The sequence below is a fragment of the Rhizobium sp. CCGE531 genome, assembly GCF_003627795.1.
Lineage (GTDB): Bacteria > Pseudomonadota > Alphaproteobacteria > Rhizobiales > Rhizobiaceae > Rhizobium.
In genome coordinates, this window is sequence record NZ_CP032684.1 from 2,351,517 (window position 1) to 2,367,826 (window position 16,310).

Below are 16,310 nucleotides of genomic sequence, written 5' to 3' on the forward strand. Positions count from 1 at the left end.
AGCGAAGTGCCAGAAGGCCGCTGATTTCCCGCCCCAGAATTCCGTTCCAGAGTGCCCCCCTTGTACGAGATCACATTTCAGGTCCTGCTCCTGCTGTTTGCCGCCGCATTCTTTGCCGGCTTTGTTGATTCGATCGCAGGCGGCGGAGGGCTGATTACCGTGCCCGCGATGCTACTCGCAGGCATTCCGCCGCTGCAGACACTCGGTACGAACAAGGTGCAGTCCATCTGCGGCGCGGCCTCAGCCACGATCGCCTATGCCAGGCAGGGACATGTGGAGCTTCGCGAGCAACTTCCGATGGCCGCAATGGCTGTCATCGGAGGCATGCTCGGCGCATTGCTGGCAACAGTCATGCCGAGCCAAGTCCTGCGCGTCACCCTGCCCTTCCTGCTGATCGCCATCGCGCTCTATTTCGCCATCAAGCCCAATCTCGGCGATGTCGAAAAGCATCGGCGCATGACCGCGGGCCTCTTCGGCGTGACGCTCGTGCCCCTCATCGGCTTTTATGATGGCGCATTCGGCCCAGGCACGGGCTCGTTCCTGATGCTCGCCTTCGTGACGCTTGCCGGCTTCGGCCTTCTAAAGGCGACAGCCCATACGAAGCTGCTCAATTTCGGCTCGAATCTCGGCAGCCTGATCGTCTTCATCTTCTCCGGCGCCATCCTTTGGAAAATCGGCCTGACGATGGGGCTCGGCCAGTTTCTCGGCGCACAGATCGGCTCGCGGCTTGCCATGCGGATCGGCGCCAAGCTGATCAAGCCGCTGCTGGTCGCCGTCTGCATCGCCTTCGCGGTCAAGCTGCTGGCGGATCCCACTCATCCTGTCAGAATCTGGCTCGGACTGTAAGATACAGGCATTCCGGTCGATGTCATTCAGTTGGAACTCGCAATCGAATCCTTCTTTCCCGCAAACCGACAGACCGCAGAAGGCGATGCTGCCGGCTAGCTGAAAACCCCGGCTGTCGATCAGAACTCGACGCCCGGCTGCCCCTTGATGCCGGAGCGGAAGGGATGCTTGATCAATTCCATTTCGGTAACGAGATCGGCGATCTCGATCAGCTCTTCCTTCGCGTTGCGGCCCGTCAAGACCACATGCGTCATGTAGGGCTTCTCGTTCCTGAGGAATTCCAGCACGTCGTTGATGTCAAGGTAATCGTAGCGCAGCGCGATATTGATCTCATCCAGCAGCACCATGGAATTCCGCTCGTCGCGGATCAGCTCCTTGGCCTTTTCCCACGCGGCAGAAGCCGCCGCCACGTCGCGAGCGCGATCCTGCGTCTCCCAAGTAAAGCCTTCGCCCATCGTGTGGAACTGGCAGAGGTCGGAGAAATGCTTTTCGATCAGGTCGCGCTCGCCAGTCCACATGGCGCCCTTGATGAACTGCACGACGGCGCTGGGCTTCCCATGGGCGATGTGGCGGAAGATCATGCCGAAAGCAGAAGAGGATTTTCCCTTGCCCTTGCCGGTATGGACGATGATCAGGCCCTTCTCATCGTTCTTGGTCGCCATGATCTTGTCACGCGCGGCCTTCTTCTTGGCCATCTTGTCGGCGTGCCGGGCATCGTCGTTCTTCGGGGCATCCGCGCCGGTTTCGGCCAATTCGTCGCTCATTGCATTCTCCCTGATATGATCGATTTCTGTGCCAGCGGCCCGCCGCGCCAGAGGTAGAGAGCGACAAGCGGCTGATCCTCTGTCCGCATGGCATGGCGGATGTTCGAGGGGTGATGGATGATCTCACCCGACCAGCGCGGCAGGAACGGCTGGGCATCCTTGCTCCACAGCGAGCCATCGGTCAGAGGGATATAGATCTCCTCGGCCTCATGGTGATGATCCGGATAATGCACGCCGGGGCCGAGCAGCAGGAAGCCGCCGGCCATCTCGTCGCTTGCGAAATGCCCTCGTGTGCCGAAAAGCTCGACCCAGCCATATCGCTGCAGGAAATCCGCGCCGAAGTCTGTGATGCTGTAGGTCTGCGCCCAATGCAGCATATCCACCGCATTCGAGAGCTCGTTAAAAAGAGCGCCTTCCGCCCCGTTGACCGGCCGCTCAAGTTCCCGAAGATAAGCGACGACAGGCAGATCGTGCGCCGCAAGCAACCGCTCTTCAGCCGGCCAGCGAAAGCCCTCGATGAAATGCCGCAGCAGCAGATCGCTGCGCGACAGGAGATAGTCACGAAACGCAGTAAGAAGTTCGTCGACCGCGCTCATGCCGCCGTCTCCTTGCCCTTATCCAGGCTTTCCAGATCGAAGCGCGCCGAATTGCTTCTCGGCGTCCAGAGCTTACGATCGATCGCCTCCAGTAAGCGCTCCCGCATGTCCCGAAGTGCTGCCGGGTTCTTCTCCGCCATGAAATCGCGCACGCTCTGATCGACGACGAAGGCTTGGTAGACGGCCTCGAAATGATGATTGCCGACAGCGCCCGTCGTCGCCGCAAAGGCAAAGAGATAGTCCACTGTTGCGGCGATCTCGAAGGCGCCCTTGTAGCCATGGCGCATAATGCCCTCGATCCATTTGGGATTGACGACGCGCCCGCGCACCACCCGGCCGATCTCCTCTTCGAGGGAACGGATCACTGGCTTTTCCGGCCTCGAATGATCATTGTGATAGATCGAGGGACGTGTGCCACCGAGCTGCTCAGCCGCCGCCGCCATGCCGCCCTCGAACTGATAGTAATCGTCGCTGTCGAGCAGGTCGTGCTCGCGATTGTCCTGGTTCTGCACGACCGCCTGGATCGAGCGCAATCGCTCCTCGAAGACGCCGCGCTCGGCTCTGCCTTCCTCACCCGCGCCATAGGCATAGCTGCCCCAGACGAGATAGGCCTCGGCCAGATCGGCGCGCCGCTCCCATCCCTTCTCATCGATGAGCGCCTGCAGACCGGCGCCATAGGCCCCGGGCTTAGACCCGAAGACGCGATAGCCGGCTCTGCGGCTGGCGGAGGCCTTGTCGAGGCCGGCTGCTTCAAGCCGCGCGATCTCGCCGCGCATGCGCGCCGCAATCGGATTGTCGGCCGCATCCTCATCGAGCATGCCGACGGCACGGATTGCCTTGTCGAACAAGGCGATCTGCTCGGGAAAGGCGTCGCGGAAGAAGCCGGATATGCGCAGCGTGACGTCCACACGCGGCCGCCGCAGCATGGCCGGCGGTATGATCTCGTAGCCGGTGACGCGGCGCGAGGTCATGTCCCAGACGGGCTTGACGCCGATCAGCGCCAGCGCCTGCGCGATATCGTCGCCGCCCGTGCGCATGTTCGACGTGCCCCAGGCCGTCAGGCCGAAGGAAACGGGCCATTCGCCATGGTCCTGAACGTAGCGGCGGATCAGCAATTCTGCCGATTTGCTGCCAAGTTCATAGGCCGCCGGCGTCGGCACGGCGCGGCTGTCGACCGAATAGAAATTCCGCCCCGTCGGCAGAACATCCGGCCGGCCCCGCGTCGGCGCGCCGGAGGGGCCGGGAGGTACGAAACGGCCGTCGAGGCCTTTGAGCAAGGCCGCGATCTCGGCATCGCCGCAGGCGAGGATGGAAGGCTGGAGCTTTGAGGCAATCTCGCCAAGGACCATGCGAGTGTTGGGCCAACTCTCGGGGCAGGCTATTTCACCATCCACGAGTTTTGCGGCCAGGAGTTCGATGCGCTCGACGGTATCGCCCTGGGTACGCCACGGAAAGTCCGAGACATCTTGGAGGATTGAGGGACGTTGGTCGGTCCATTCGGCGGCCATATCGCAATCCAAAGGATCGAATGGTTTGTGTGGAGAGATACCCCCCTCTGTCAGCTTCGCTGACATCTCCCCCACAAGGGGGGAGATTGGAGGGAGGGTGCCGCTCTGCTTTCCCGAATTTTTACTGACGACATCAGCAGATTCGATAATCATTTGAGGCGATGTCGTGCCGCGCGCCACCAATCTCCCCCCTTGTGGGGGAGATGTCGCGAAGGCGACAGAGGGGGGTGTCACACTCTCCACACCCGATAAGCTTTCCACACTCCCCCACGCATCCCGCGCAATCGCCCGCTGCAAACTCTGATCACCGCCCTCGCCCAATCCACGCGGCACTCGTGCCAGCGCCACCGTCAAATCCGTCAGCAGCCGCCCGGAAGGCGAAACGCCGAAGATGTGCAGGCCGTCGCGGATCTGCATTTCCTTGAGGTCGCAGAGATAGGCGTCGAGCTTGCGCAATGCCTCGTCTTCGCCCTCGCCCTTGGCGATGCCGGCATCCTCATCGAGGCCGATATCGGCGACGAGATCGAGGATCTGCTTGCGTAAAAGACGGATGCGGCGCGGATCGCCGCCCGAGGCCTCGTAATATTCGTCGACCAGCGCCTCGAGATCCTTCAGCGGACCGTAGCTTTCGGCGCGCGTCAGCGGCGGCGTCAGGTGATCGATGATGACGGCGCTTGTCCGGCGCTTGGCTTGCGTGCCCTCGCCGGGATCGTTGACGATGAAGGGATAGAGGTTCGGCAACGGCCCGATGATCGCTTCAGGGTAACAATTTTCCGACAGCGCCAACGCCTTGCCCGGCAGCCATTCGAGATTGCCGTGCTTGCCCATGTGGATCACCGCATGCGCATCGAAGGAGCGGCGCAGGAAGGCATAGAAGGCGAGATAGCCGTGCGGCGGGACGAGATCGGGAGAGTGGTAGCTTTCCTTCGGATCGATGTTGTAGCCCCGCGCCGGCTGGATGCCGACAAGCACATCGCCGAAGCGGGCGAACGGCAGGGCAAAGCCGCCCTCCAGAGCGTAGGGGTCCACTTCCGGCTCGCCCCAGCGCGCCGTGATCTCATCCTGAATCTGTTTGGGAAGCGACGAGAAGAAATCCTTGTAGTCGCTGAAGGAAAGCCTCTCGCGAACCACGCGGCCGTCATGACCAGAATTTGTAGGCCCCTCCGCCAGGTGCCGCATCAGCGCATCGCCGTCGGCAGGCAGATCGGCAACACGATATCCCGCCTCCGGCATTGCCTTCAGCACCTCGATCGTACCGGCGGGCGTATCGAGCCCAACGCCATTGCCAAGACGACCATCGCGATTGGGATAATTCGCCATGACGAGCGCGACGCGGCGATCGCCGGGCGGCGTATTGCGCAGCAGCGCCCAATTAGCAGCCAGCCGCGCCGTATAGCGCATGCGATCCTCGAGCGGTTCGCTGGCAACGATGTTGGCCTCGACCCGTTCGTCATAGCGGGCCGCAGCCTTGAAGGACACCGCGCGGGCAAGAACACGCCCATCGACTTCGGGCAGAGCCACGTTCATGCCAAGATCGCGAGCCGAGAGCCCCTGCGAGGATGCCTCCCAGGCTTCCTTGGACGAAGCCGAGAAAATGGCCTGAAGGACGACGGCTTCACCGGTTTCAAGAACCGTCGGCTGACGATCGGCACCCGGTGCCGAAACGGCAAAGCCCGTGGAGTTGATGACGACACCCGGCTTCAACTCGGTAAAGACACTTTCGAGAATGCCGACCGACACGGCATCCTTGAGACTATAGGCAAAGACCGGCAGGGGCCGCATACCCTCGGCGATGAGAGCCTCTATCATCGCTTCGACGGGTTTGGTTTCGCCGCTCTGTACGAGAGCGCGGTAGAAAGAAATAGCGACCGTCGGGGGTTCAAATCCCTCCTCCGCTACCATCGAAGCTTTGGAAACCCTCCACCATTCCTCGACGCCGATCACACCCCGGCCCGGCCACCAGATACCCGCTTTCATCAAGGGCACGGCTGGCATTGGCTTATCGGCGCCCGACAGCATCGCCTCGGCATAGGCGAGAAATGCCCTGGAATTCGTCTCGCCGCCCTCGATCAGATAGGACCAGAGCGCGTTGAGATCATCGAGAGCGACGTTGGAGAATGGCGTCAGGCCGGGATCGGGTTTCGAGTCTCCCGGCAGCACCGCAATCAACGCCCCCTGACGCGCCGCACAGGCATGCAGTGCTTCCAGCGCATAATGGAAGTAGCTCGCTCCACCCAGCGCCCGCACGATGATGAGCTTCGCATGATGGGCCGTCCTGTCGATATAGGTATCGACGGACATCGGATGCTTGAGGCTCATCAGGCTTGCAAGCCTCAAGGAACAGCCGCCCTCGCCGTGGGCTGCGGCAATCGCCGCAAGCTCGGTGTCGGCCGCCGACAGAAAGAGGATATCGCCTGGCGACTGGCCGAGATCGATCGCCTCTTCGCCGTCGCTGATCGTTCCCTTTTGGGCTAGGAGGAGATGCATGAACTTGCCTTAGACCAAAGCTTCGATCGCCTTGCGCACGATCGTCTCGTCCATCTCGTGCAGGCCGATCACCACGAGCCGAGTCGCGCGTGCTTCGCCCGGTGTCCAGGCGCGATCGAAATAGGTGTCGATGCGGCTGCCGACGGCCTGAAGCTGCAGGCGCATGGGCTTGCCGGGGACATCGACGAAGCCCTTGAGGCGCAGCACGTCATGTTCCGCGATCACGCCTTTCAGCGCATCGATGAAGGCCGCCGGATCAGCAATCGGGCCGAGTTCGACAACGAAGCTGTCGAACTCGTCGTGATCGTGCGGCGTGCCGTCCTCATGCTCCAGCTCGTGATGGGATTTGCGGTTGACGATATCGTCTTCGGTGCCGATGCCGAGGCCGAGCAGGATGGCGGCTGGCACATCGCCGTTCTTCGCTTCGATGATCGTCGGCTTGCGGGCGGTGCGCGAGGCAACCTCGGCGCGGACGCGGCCGAGACCGGCAACATCGATCAGATCGGTCTTGTTGAGCACGATCAGATCGGCACAGGTCAACTGGTCCTCGAAAAGCTCCTCGATGGGGCTTTCATGATCGAGCGAATCATCCTCGACACGGGCAGCCTCGATAGCGTCGTGATCGTCGGCAAAGCGCCCGGCGGCGACGGCGGCGCTATCGACGACGGTGATGACGCCGTCGACGGTGACGTGGGTACGAATATCGGGCCAGTTGAAGGCGGCGACCAGCGGCTGCGGCAGCGCGAGGCCCGAAGTCTCGATGACGATGTGATCCGGACGCGCATCGCGCTCCAGCAGCTTCGTCATGGTTGGGATGAAATCGTCGGCAACCGTGCAGCAGATGCAGCCATTGGTCAGCTCGATAATATCGTCTTCGGTGCAATTCTCCGCGCCGCAGCCCTTGAGCACGTCGCCATCGACGCCGAGATCGCCGAATTCGTTGATGATCAGCGCGATCTTCTTGCCGCCGGCATTCTGCAGCAGGTTGCGGATCATCGTCGTCTTGCCGGCTCCCAGGAAGCCGGTGATGACGGTGGCTGGAATCTTTGCCTGGTTCATGTGGATCAACCCTTCATTTTCAGCGGCAGGCCCGCTGCGATAAAATAAACTTCGGTACTTGCCGCCGCGACCATCTGGTGCAGACGGCCGGCATGGTCGCGAAATTCGCGCGCCATGCGATTTTCCGGCACGATTCCAAGCCCGACCTCGTTGGATACGAGAACGAGCCGCGATCGTGCAGTCGGCAGAAATGCAATCAGGGCGGCAAACTCCGCCATCATGTCCCGCTCCGCCATCATCAGATTGGTCACCCAGAGCGTCAGGCAGTCGACAAGCACCACTCGCCCTTCGGCATCGATCGCGGCGAGCCGCTTGACGAGATCCATCGGCTCCTCATGCGTCTGCCATAGATCGCCACGGTCGGCGCGGTGCCGTGCGATGCGCTCGCGCATCTCATCGTCCCACGCCTGGCCTGTCGCCACATAGTGACGTTCAAGACCGGTGTCCGAAATCAGGCCTTCGGCGAATCTGGATTTGCCGGAGCGCGCTCCACCGAGGACGAAAACAGATCGGGAAACTGAAGACGACATGCGCTATTCTCGCTCCCGCGCAACAGCGAGGGCCGGCAGCATGAAGCCGATACCGGAAGAGAGGCGTCTACACGCCGAAAACTCGTCTTGCGCCATGACAACCTCCGTGCTGGCAGCGGAACTGACGTCCCAGAACAGGCTCTGTGCCCGGCACGCATGGCAGGTCTCCTGGCTCGCGGATAAGGCGCCGCGAGGGAGGCGGACCGAAATCGGTCGCCCCCGATCGTGCGCCAGCGGGTCTTCCTCGCCTTCCCGGCAATGCATCATGAAAAGGCGGACGATTCGTAGAATTGGAGGCGTCCAGCCCGGGTTGATCATGATGCCACGCCAGTGGCTTTTTCGGCTTGAGCCTGCCCCGCCCCGTTCGCCCCATGCGAACCATCGACGGAATAGACTTCAAATCGAGCGAAAGACCCTGACCGCTCTACAGTCGCGGGGTCGGCTGTGATGAGAACGCCCGGCTTGGGTCCGTCCCTTCACATTCCCTTTTCATCCCATGCGACAGATCGCCGCTCGGGAACCATTCGTTATGCCGACAATGATTAGGCGTTCACCGAGTTCAAGTCAATCAAGGGCATGGATGCGACGCCGGGCGTCCCAATTGCGAAATCGACCGAATATTCCCGCAAAATCAGCGGCTTTTTTGCCGCATTTCTTTGATGTTAGAAGTTTATAGAGGGTAAGCCCTCACATTCGAGTAAAACATATCGTTCGTTTCCAATGTTGCAGAAATTCCAACCGCGACGCCTCGGCGTCTTCTCCGCCCTGTTCGATCTCGGTCGGTTCAGGGCATTGTTGCGCCGTGGCGAATTGGGACTTGTTTTCGCCGGCGCGCTGGCGGGAGTGGCCTCCGGCTGCGCCGTGACGGCGATGAGTTTCATCTCGCGCAAGCTTCACAGCCTCATCTACGGCATAACCGACTATGAGCGCCTGAGTTCGGCGGCGGTGGCGATCCCCGACAAATCGGTATTGTTTATCGCGCCGATCGCCGGCGGCATCATCCTCGGCATCCTGCTCTACATATTGTCGCGCACGCGCAAGAAGCCGATGGTCGACCCGATCGAAGCCAATGCGCTGCACGGCGGCCGCATGTCGCTCACCGACAGTATCCTCGTCGCCGTGCAGAACCTGATCTCGAATGGATTTGGTGCCTCCGTCGGGCTCGAGGCGGGTTACACCCAGCTTGCCGCCGGCATCGCCTCCAAATTCGGCTACAAGATGCAGATGCGCCGCGCGGACCTGCGCATGCTCGTCGGCTGCGGCGCCGCCGGCGCCATCGCCGCCGCGTTCAATGCGCCGCTTACCGGCGCCTTTTACGCCTTCGAGCTGATCATCGGCACCTATTCCATCCTGACGCTGACGCCCGTCGTCGTCTCGGCATTGATATCGACGATGATCGCGAGATTGCTCGCCGGCGATGACTTCGCCATCGATATCGGCCATTTCGGCTCCATCGCCCCCGCCGATTATCTGCCGGCGGTTTTGCTCGGCGCCTGCTGCGCCGGCGTCGGTATCCTGATCATGCAGGGCGTCGCCTGGACCGAAGAACTGGCGCGCAAGAGTTCCATCGCACCGCCCTTCCGCCCAGCGCTCGGGGGCCTTGTCGTCGGTATACTGGCACTGATCTCCCCGCAGGTTCTGTCGGCGGGGCACGGCGCGCTGCATCTCAACCTGTCGACGGACGTGACGCTCGGGGCCTTGGTCGGCCTGTTCCTCCTCAAATCGCTAGCCTCTGCGGTCTCGATCGGCTCCGGCTTCAGAGGCGGTCTCTTCTTCGCGTCTCTGTTCATGGGTGCGCTTCTCGGCAAGATCTTCGCCTATTGCGCGCCCTATTTCGATCACAACGCGCTGACGCCGGCCGTGTACGCCGTGGTCGGCATGAGTTCGCTGGCCGTCGCGATCATCGGCGGCCCGCTGACGATGACGTTCCTGGCGCTGGAGATCACCGGTGACTTCCCGATCACTGCCCTGGTGCTGGCTGCCGTCATCACGTCGTCGCTCGTGGTCCGCACCAGCTTCGGCTACTCCTTCGCCACCTGGCGCTTCCATCTGCGCGGCGAGAGCATCCGCAGCGCCCACGACGTCGGCTGGATCCGCAATCTCACTGTCGCCCGCATGATGCGCCCCGACGTGCATACGGGAAGCATCGACATGAGCATCGAGGAGTTCCGCAAGAATTTTCCGATCGGTTCGGCCCAGCGCGTCATCCTGCTCGACAAGAACGAGAAGTATTCGGGAATGGTTCTGGTCCCCGACGTCTATGCGAGCCCTGTTGAAAAGGACGACGAGGAACACGGACTTTCCGATTTCATCCAGCTGCGCAACGAGTTCCTGCAGCCGCAGATGAACGCCAAGCAAGCGGCCGCCATATTCGACCAGACCAAGAGTGAAGCGCTTGTCGTCGTCAACGATCTGATCGAGCGCAGGGTGATCGGCCTGCTGACGGAGAGCTATACGCTGCGGCGCTACAGCGAGGAACTCGACCGCCGCAGGCGCGAGGTCTCCGGCGAACTCTAACCAACAAGGCTATCGAGCCAGGCAGGGTCAAGCACGCTTTCAAGCTCGGCCGCGATCTCGTCCAGCGCCGTATCGACGCTGGCGCGATAGTCCATGCGCTCGCCGGCGAGACCAAAGCTTGCGAGCAACTTTGCCCTGTAGGCGTCGCTGCCGAAGAGGCCATGCAGATATGTGCCCATGACGCGACCATCAGGCGATATCGCCCCATCGGGCCGGCCGTCGATGACAGCAGAAGGCCGCTCGCAGTCGGCGCCGCGCGTCACACCGAGATGGATTTCATAGCCCGATAGAGGCACGTCATACTCCTTCGAGACGGCCATGCTGTTGCGCACCGTCTTTTCCGGCGCCATTTCCGTCTCGATTTCAAGCAGGCCCAGTCCCGGCGTCTCGGTGACCGATCCCTCGATGCCGAGCGGGTCGTAAACCGTATGGCCGAGCATCTGATAGCCGCCGCAAATGCCGATGACACGGCCGCCACGGCGCACATGCGCGGCAATGTCGCGATCCCATCCCTGCTCGCGCAGATCGAGGAGGTCACCGATCGTGGACTTGGAGCCCGGCAGCACCACAAGCCCCGCATCGGCTGGCAAATGCTCGCCCGCCCGGACAAAGACGAGATCGACGTCGGGTTCGGCCCGCAGCGGATCGAGATCGTCGAAATTGGCGATGCGCGACAGCACGGGCACGACGACCTTCAGCGCGCCGGAGGAGCCGCGCGCAAGCCGCTCCAACACGACGGAATCCTCGGCCGGCAGGCGCGCTGCCGCTTTGAGCCATGGCACCACGCCATGGCATTGCCATCTAGTGAAGCCGCCAATGGCCTCGATGCCTTCCCCGAACAAGGAGACATCGCCGCGAAACTTATTGATGATGTAGCCGCGGATCATCCGCCGGTCTTCTTCCGGCAAAATATGGTATGTGCCGACCAGCGATGCGATCACGCCGCCGCGGTCTATGTCGCCGACGAGCACGACGGGAACGTTGGCGCGCGTCGCAAAACCCATATTGGCGATATCGCCCCGTCGCAGGTTGATCTCGGCAGGAGAACCGGCCCCCTCGACGATAACGAGATCGGTTCCCGCACGCATCGCAGCGAAGCTTTCAAGCACCGCGCCAAGCAATTGCGGCTTCAGCGCCTGATAACCCCTCCCCTTGGCATGGCCCCAAACCTTGCCCTGCACGATGATCTGACTGCCCGTCTCCGACTGCGGCTTCAGCAGGATTGGATTCATATGCACGGATGACGGCACGCGCGCCGCCAGCGACTGGAGCCATTGAGCGCGGCCGATCTCGCCGCCATCCTCGGCAACGGCGGCATTGTTGGACATGTTCTGCGGCTTGAACGGACGGACCCTCACGCCCCTGTTGGCGAACAGCCGGCACAGCCCCGCGACCAATACCGTTTTTCCGACATCGGAACCGGTTCCCTGCAGCATGATCGCCTTTGTCATTCCCCACCACCTCGATATGCTGCAGCCGCTGAAAACGCGGAGTTTCGCCTTGATTTCGCCGCTATCTTCAACCGCCGGAAACAACAGTCCAGATACAAAAATGCATCACTTCAAAATATGCTCCGTTTGCGACATTGGATGACGATTTCATCCATTGTTAGTTACGCTGGAGAAGATTATCTCCAGTGCGAAAACAAACAACGAAATGGGCCGGTCCGGCCTGGAGGATACCCCAATGCTCTTCATCTTCAACAGACGGAATTCCATCCAGATCGCTTGGAATGGCAAGCTTCCGGCCCACCGCCCCGAAAGCCGCCTGCAGCAGCTCGATACCCGGTTCGGCACCGTCGGCTTCATTCGCACCTATAGCGTCGGCTGATATCTGGTCAAGCCGCAAGCCTACGCGCCTCAAGCCGCCATGCGACCGCATCGGCGGCTTTCATTTTGACTTTTGTGAAATTAAAGCATGTCGTGCAAAAGTGTACGGCGGCTATGCGACAACGACATGCGCAAAATCAAAGACGTGAAGCGCGAGAAGCGAATCTGAAAGATCGCGACGCGCTTTGGCATGGATGACACGCTGGCGCAGACATGTCTCAAAACGGCATGCCTGAAACGCGAAAACCGCGCGATCCGGAGATCAACGCGGCTTGCCAAAAAACGCCGGCTTCCCTGCAAATACACCGCAAGGTTCGCTTTCTCCGGGACGCAATACCTAATCCGGAGAAGCAGCGGTGTGTCCCCCGCCACGTCTCGATTGATAAACCGACATCGTTACCGGAGGGTTATTAAGTACTTAAATTAGAGTGAATCTGAAATTTTTTTGAAAATTTTCCCCTTTGCATTGAGAAATCGCAAAGGACGCAGATTGAACACAAAACGTCTTTCAGGGACGCGATATTTGAACCGCATTTAACTCTGCGCCCATGGAAGCGCATCATCGAAGCCTTGCACTGCCTGTTTTGCAGCCATGAATAGCAGAAAACAGGCTAATTCAGACGCTTATATCAGCTTCTCCAACAGGCGCGATAACTGCGAATGGCCGGCAGGCTGTTGATTTATTCCTTCAAATCCTTACGCTGCCTGCTGTCGATGCAAGAAACATCCGGCCGTGACAGAGTTGCGCGGTCGCAAAAAGACAGATGCACGACAGCAGCAAGGGGACCGTGCTCGCGTCGTCAGCGGCGCATGAACGGTTGTGGTTGGACCACGCTGACAGGGGATCGACAGAAATCGAAAGCGTTTGGAGTCGATTTCTACAACGTAACGAAAAATTGGGAGACAATATCAAATGAAGAAGCTTCTCGCTTCCGCCATCTTTGCATTCGGCGCCTATGCTTTGGCTGGCTCGGCGCATGCCGCAGAATGCGGCAACGTATCGATTGCCGAAATGAACTGGGCATCTGCCGGCGTCGCCGCCCAGGTCGACAAGCTCATTCTGCAAAATGGTTACGGCTGCAACGTGACACTTGTGACCGGCGATACGCAGCCGACATTCACCTCGATGAACGAAAAGGGTGAGCCGGACGTCGCTCCGGAACTCTGGGTCAACGCCGTGCGTACCTCGCTCGACAAGGCCGTATCCGAAGGCCGCCTCATCGAAGCCGCGCCGCTTCTGAGCGACGGCGGTGTCGAAGGCTGGTGGATTCCGAAATTCGTCGCCGACGCCCATCCCGATATCAAGACCGTTCAGGATGCATTGAAGCATCCGGAACTCTTCCCTGCTCCCGAAGATGCTTCCAAGGGTGCGGTCTATGACTGCCCGGCGGGCTGGAACTGCCAAATCTCCACGACCAACCTCTACAAGGCCCTCGGCGCCGACAAGCTCGGCTTCACGCTGGTCGACACCGGTTCCGCCGCTGGCCTCGACGGCTCGATCGCCAACGCCTTCGAAAAGAAGACAGGCTGGCTCGGCTACTATTGGGCTCCGACCGCCATCCTCGGAAAGTACGACATGGTTCGCCTGAGCTTCAACGTACCGCACGACAAGAAGGACTGGGATGCCTGCACGTCGCAGCAGGATTGCGCCAACCCGAAGGTGAACTCCTATCCGGTTTCGGACGTCTATACCGTCGTGACCAAGGCCTTTGCCGCGAAGGCCGGCATCGCCATGGACTACATGAAGACCCGCAAGTGGGATAACGCCACCGTCGGCAAGGTTCTCGCCTGGATGACCGACAACCAGGGTACCAACGAGGATGGCGCCAAGTACTTCCTCAAGACCTATCCGGACATGTGGACCAAATGGGTTTCCCCGGATGTCGCCACCAAAGTGAAGGCTTCGCTCTAATTCCTGCCGTAGGATCGGCGGCTGGCCAAAGCCTGCCGCCGATTTCCCATTCGCCGGAATCGACAACAACGGCCCTCATTACCGACGGAGTTACGCGGAGCAAGGTCGCAACGAGTGCAGATCAGCGAAGGCGGATGTAGTAAGAATTGAAAGGCAGCCTGAAGAACCGGTCGCAGCGCTGCAATACCATCCGCGCGTGAAAGCCACACGCCGGACCAGGACAGAACCGGACCAAGAAGGGGAAATACATGGCTATCCAGTGTACGATCCTGCCGAATGTGCTCTGCAACTTTCCGGCAATAGATGAAACGCTCATACGTCTTGCGCGCAAGAACATCGATGACGGGTTTCGCGCATCCGTCCGCGCGTACGGCAATCTCATCGATGCCGTCGTGCAGCCTCTGCAATGGTTTCTGAATTATCTGGAATGGGCGTTCACCAATACGCCCTGGTTCATCGTGCTCATCGTCATGATGCTCGTCGTCTATGCCGCCAGCCGCAATCTGAAGATTGTCGCCGGCACCGCGATCTCGATGATCCTCATTGGCGTCTTCGGTCTTTGGACCGACACGATGGTCACGCTTGCCATGGTGACGGTCTGTACGCTCATCGCCATCGTCATCGGCCTGCCGATCGGCATTTTGATGGCGCGCTCCGACCGGCTCCAGTCGATCGTCAACCCGACCCTCGACGTGATGCAGACGATGCCGAGCTTCGTCTATCTCATCCCGGTCGTCGTCATCTTCGGCATCGGCAAGGTTCCGGGTCTTATCGCCGTCGTCATCTATGCCGTCCCGCCGATGATCCGCCTGACCAATCTGGGCATCCGGCTCGTGGACAAGGAGGTTCTGGAAGCCGCCGATGCCTTCGGGTCGTCGCATCGCCAGAAGCTGGTCAACGTGCAGATCCCGCTCGCGCTGCCCACCATCATGGCCGGCATCAACCAGACCATCATGATGTCGCTCGCAATGGTCGTCGTCGCCTCCATGGTCGGCGTCGGCGGACTCGGCAAGAATACGCTGCAGGCGATCAACAACCAGTTCTTCACCGTCGGCTTCCTCAACGGTTTCGCCCTGGTCGCCATCGCCATCATTTTCGACCGGACGAGCCAGGCCTATGGCAGACGGCTCCAGAAGCACTCGGAGGTCATCCATGGCTAGTCACGCGATCCAGATAAAAAGCCTCTACAAGATTTTCGGCCCGCGCGGGCGCGACTATGTAGACCGTGTCAAGAACGGCTTGGGCAAGGCCGAGCTCAACGAGACGCATGGTCACGTGCTCGGCCTGCAGGATATCAGCATCGACATGCCGGCCGGCGCCATCACCGTCGTCATGGGCCTCTCCGGCTCGGGCAAATCGACGCTGATCCGTCATATCAACCGGCTGATCGAGCCGACCGTCGGCGAAGTGCTCTATGACGGCGTCGACGTCTGCAAGATGAACGAAAACGACCTGCGCGAATTCCGTCGCCACAGGACGGCGATGGTGTTCCAGAAATTCGCCCTGTTGCCGCACCGCACGGTGATTGAAAATACCATCTACGGTCTGGACATCCAGGGCGTGCCTCGTTCCGAAAGCGTGAAGAAGGGCCAATACTGGATCGAGCGCGTAGGGCTCAAAGGCTTCGAGAGGCATTATCCGAACCAGCTTTCCGGCGGCATGCAGCAGCGTGTCGGGCTCGCCCGGGCGCTGACGAACGATGCCGATATCCTGCTGATGGACGAAGCCTATTCGGCGCTCGATCCGTTGATCCGCGTGGATATGCAGAGCGTTCTGCTCGATCTGCAGAAGGAACTGAAGAAGACCGTCGTCTTCATTACCCACGATCTCGACGAGGCGCTGCGCCTCGGCGACCAGATCGCGATCCTGCGCGACGGCAAGGTCGTGCAGCAGGGAACCGGTCAGCAGATCGTGCTGCATCCTGCGGACGATTACATCTCCGCCTTCGTCAAGGAGGTGAACCGCGGTCGCGTCATCCAGGCCCAGACGATCATGAAGCCGCTTGGAGGCGAGCCGCTCACCACACGCGTGCCCGGCGACGTGACGCTGGAAATCGCCGCCAAGCAGATAACCGAAGCAGGCCAGACCGGAGCGCTCGTCACCGACGCCGGCGGAAAACCTATCGGTATGATAGACCTGCAAAGCATCATCGCCGCCATGGTCACGCCCACGACCCATGAGACGGCCGAGATGGCGGCGGCCTAAACGCAGAGCACAGCAGCGAAAGCGCCCTTTCCAGGGCGCTTTTTTTCTTGTCTGATT

At 60.7% G+C, this 16,310-nt stretch carries 12 protein-coding genes and 1 riboswitch; of the genes, 6 read left to right on the forward strand and 6 right to left on the reverse strand.

Annotated features, from left to right (window positions below):
* Positions 1-60 precede the first annotated feature (60 nt).
* On the forward strand, positions 61-846 hold the full coding sequence (locus CCGE531_RS11475; RefSeq protein WP_120664273.1) for a TSUP family transporter: 786 nt from the start codon (positions 61-63) through the stop codon (positions 844-846).
* A gap of 119 nt (positions 847-965) precedes the next feature.
* On the opposite strand, the gene cobO is transcribed toward CCGE531_RS11475, so the two are convergent.
* Genes cobO through cobU form a run of 5 tightly spaced genes read right to left on the reverse strand, consistent with a single transcriptional unit; the run spans position 966 to position 7,790 of the window.
* Positions 966-1,610 carry a cob(I)yrinic acid a,c-diamide adenosyltransferase gene (gene cobO / locus CCGE531_RS11485; protein WP_120664274.1) on the reverse strand — a complete coding sequence of 215 codons (645 nt, stop codon included), beginning with the start codon at positions 1,608-1,610 and terminating at the stop codon, positions 966-968.
* Positions 1,607-2,206: a dimethylsulfonioproprionate lyase family protein gene (locus tag CCGE531_RS11490; protein WP_120664275.1), complete on the reverse strand. Its 600-nt coding sequence runs from the start codon at positions 2,204-2,206 to the stop codon at positions 1,607-1,609. The genes cobO and CCGE531_RS11490 overlap by 4 nt, the downstream gene beginning before the upstream one ends.
* Positions 2,203-6,201 (reverse strand): cobaltochelatase subunit CobN, encoded by a 3,999-nt coding sequence (cobN, locus tag CCGE531_RS11495; RefSeq protein WP_120664276.1) that lies wholly within the window; start codon positions 6,199-6,201, stop codon positions 2,203-2,205. Before cobN ends, CCGE531_RS11490 begins: the two co-directional genes overlap by 4 nt.
* 9 nt (positions 6,202-6,210) lie before the next feature.
* A complete protein-coding gene (gene cobW, locus CCGE531_RS11500) occupies positions 6,211-7,260 on the reverse strand; it encodes a cobalamin biosynthesis protein CobW (protein ID WP_120664277.1) in 1,050 nt (349 codons plus the stop codon).
* 5 nt (positions 7,261-7,265) lie between these two features.
* A complete protein-coding gene (cobU, locus tag CCGE531_RS11505) occupies positions 7,266-7,790 on the reverse strand; it encodes a bifunctional adenosylcobinamide kinase/adenosylcobinamide-phosphate guanylyltransferase (protein WP_120664278.1) in 525 nt (174 codons plus the stop codon).
* A gap of 140 nt (positions 7,791-7,930) precedes the next feature.
* A riboswitch (cobalamin riboswitch) is annotated at positions 7,931-8,330 on the reverse strand.
* A gap of 180 nt (positions 8,331-8,510) precedes the next feature.
* Here cobU and CCGE531_RS11510 point away from each other — a divergent pair.
* Positions 8,511-10,307: a chloride channel protein gene (locus CCGE531_RS11510; RefSeq protein WP_120664279.1), complete on the forward strand. Its 1,797-nt coding sequence runs from the start codon at positions 8,511-8,513 to the stop codon at positions 10,305-10,307.
* Here the strand turns inward: CCGE531_RS11510 and CCGE531_RS11515 are convergent.
* Positions 10,304-11,758, reverse strand: a complete 1,455-nt coding sequence (locus CCGE531_RS11515; RefSeq protein WP_120666736.1) for a cobyric acid synthase — start codon at positions 11,756-11,758, stop codon at positions 10,304-10,306. The genes CCGE531_RS11510 and CCGE531_RS11515 overlap by 4 nt on opposite strands.
* 235 nt (positions 11,759-11,993) lie before the next feature.
* Between CCGE531_RS11515 and CCGE531_RS34230 the strand changes: the two genes are divergently transcribed.
* From CCGE531_RS34230 to CCGE531_RS11530, 4 genes are all read left to right on the forward strand, one after another.
* Complete coding sequence (locus CCGE531_RS34230; RefSeq protein ID WP_162943891.1) at positions 11,994-12,137, forward strand: hypothetical protein; 144 nt, start codon at positions 11,994-11,996, stop codon at positions 12,135-12,137.
* Between the two features lie 912 nt (positions 12,138-13,049).
* A complete protein-coding gene (locus tag CCGE531_RS11520) occupies positions 13,050-14,048 on the forward strand; it encodes an ABC transporter substrate-binding protein (RefSeq protein WP_120664280.1) in 999 nt (332 codons plus the stop codon).
* 248 nt (positions 14,049-14,296) lie between these two features.
* Positions 14,297-15,208 (forward strand): proline/glycine betaine ABC transporter permease, encoded by a 912-nt coding sequence (locus CCGE531_RS11525; protein WP_120664281.1) that lies wholly within the window; start codon positions 14,297-14,299, stop codon positions 15,206-15,208.
* Positions 15,201-16,253, forward strand: coding sequence for a glycine betaine/L-proline ABC transporter ATP-binding protein (locus tag CCGE531_RS11530; RefSeq protein ID WP_120664282.1), 1,053 nt, complete (start codon positions 15,201-15,203; stop codon positions 16,251-16,253). The genes CCGE531_RS11525 and CCGE531_RS11530 overlap by 8 nt, the downstream gene beginning before the upstream one ends.
* Positions 16,254-16,310: the final 57 nt, after the last annotated feature.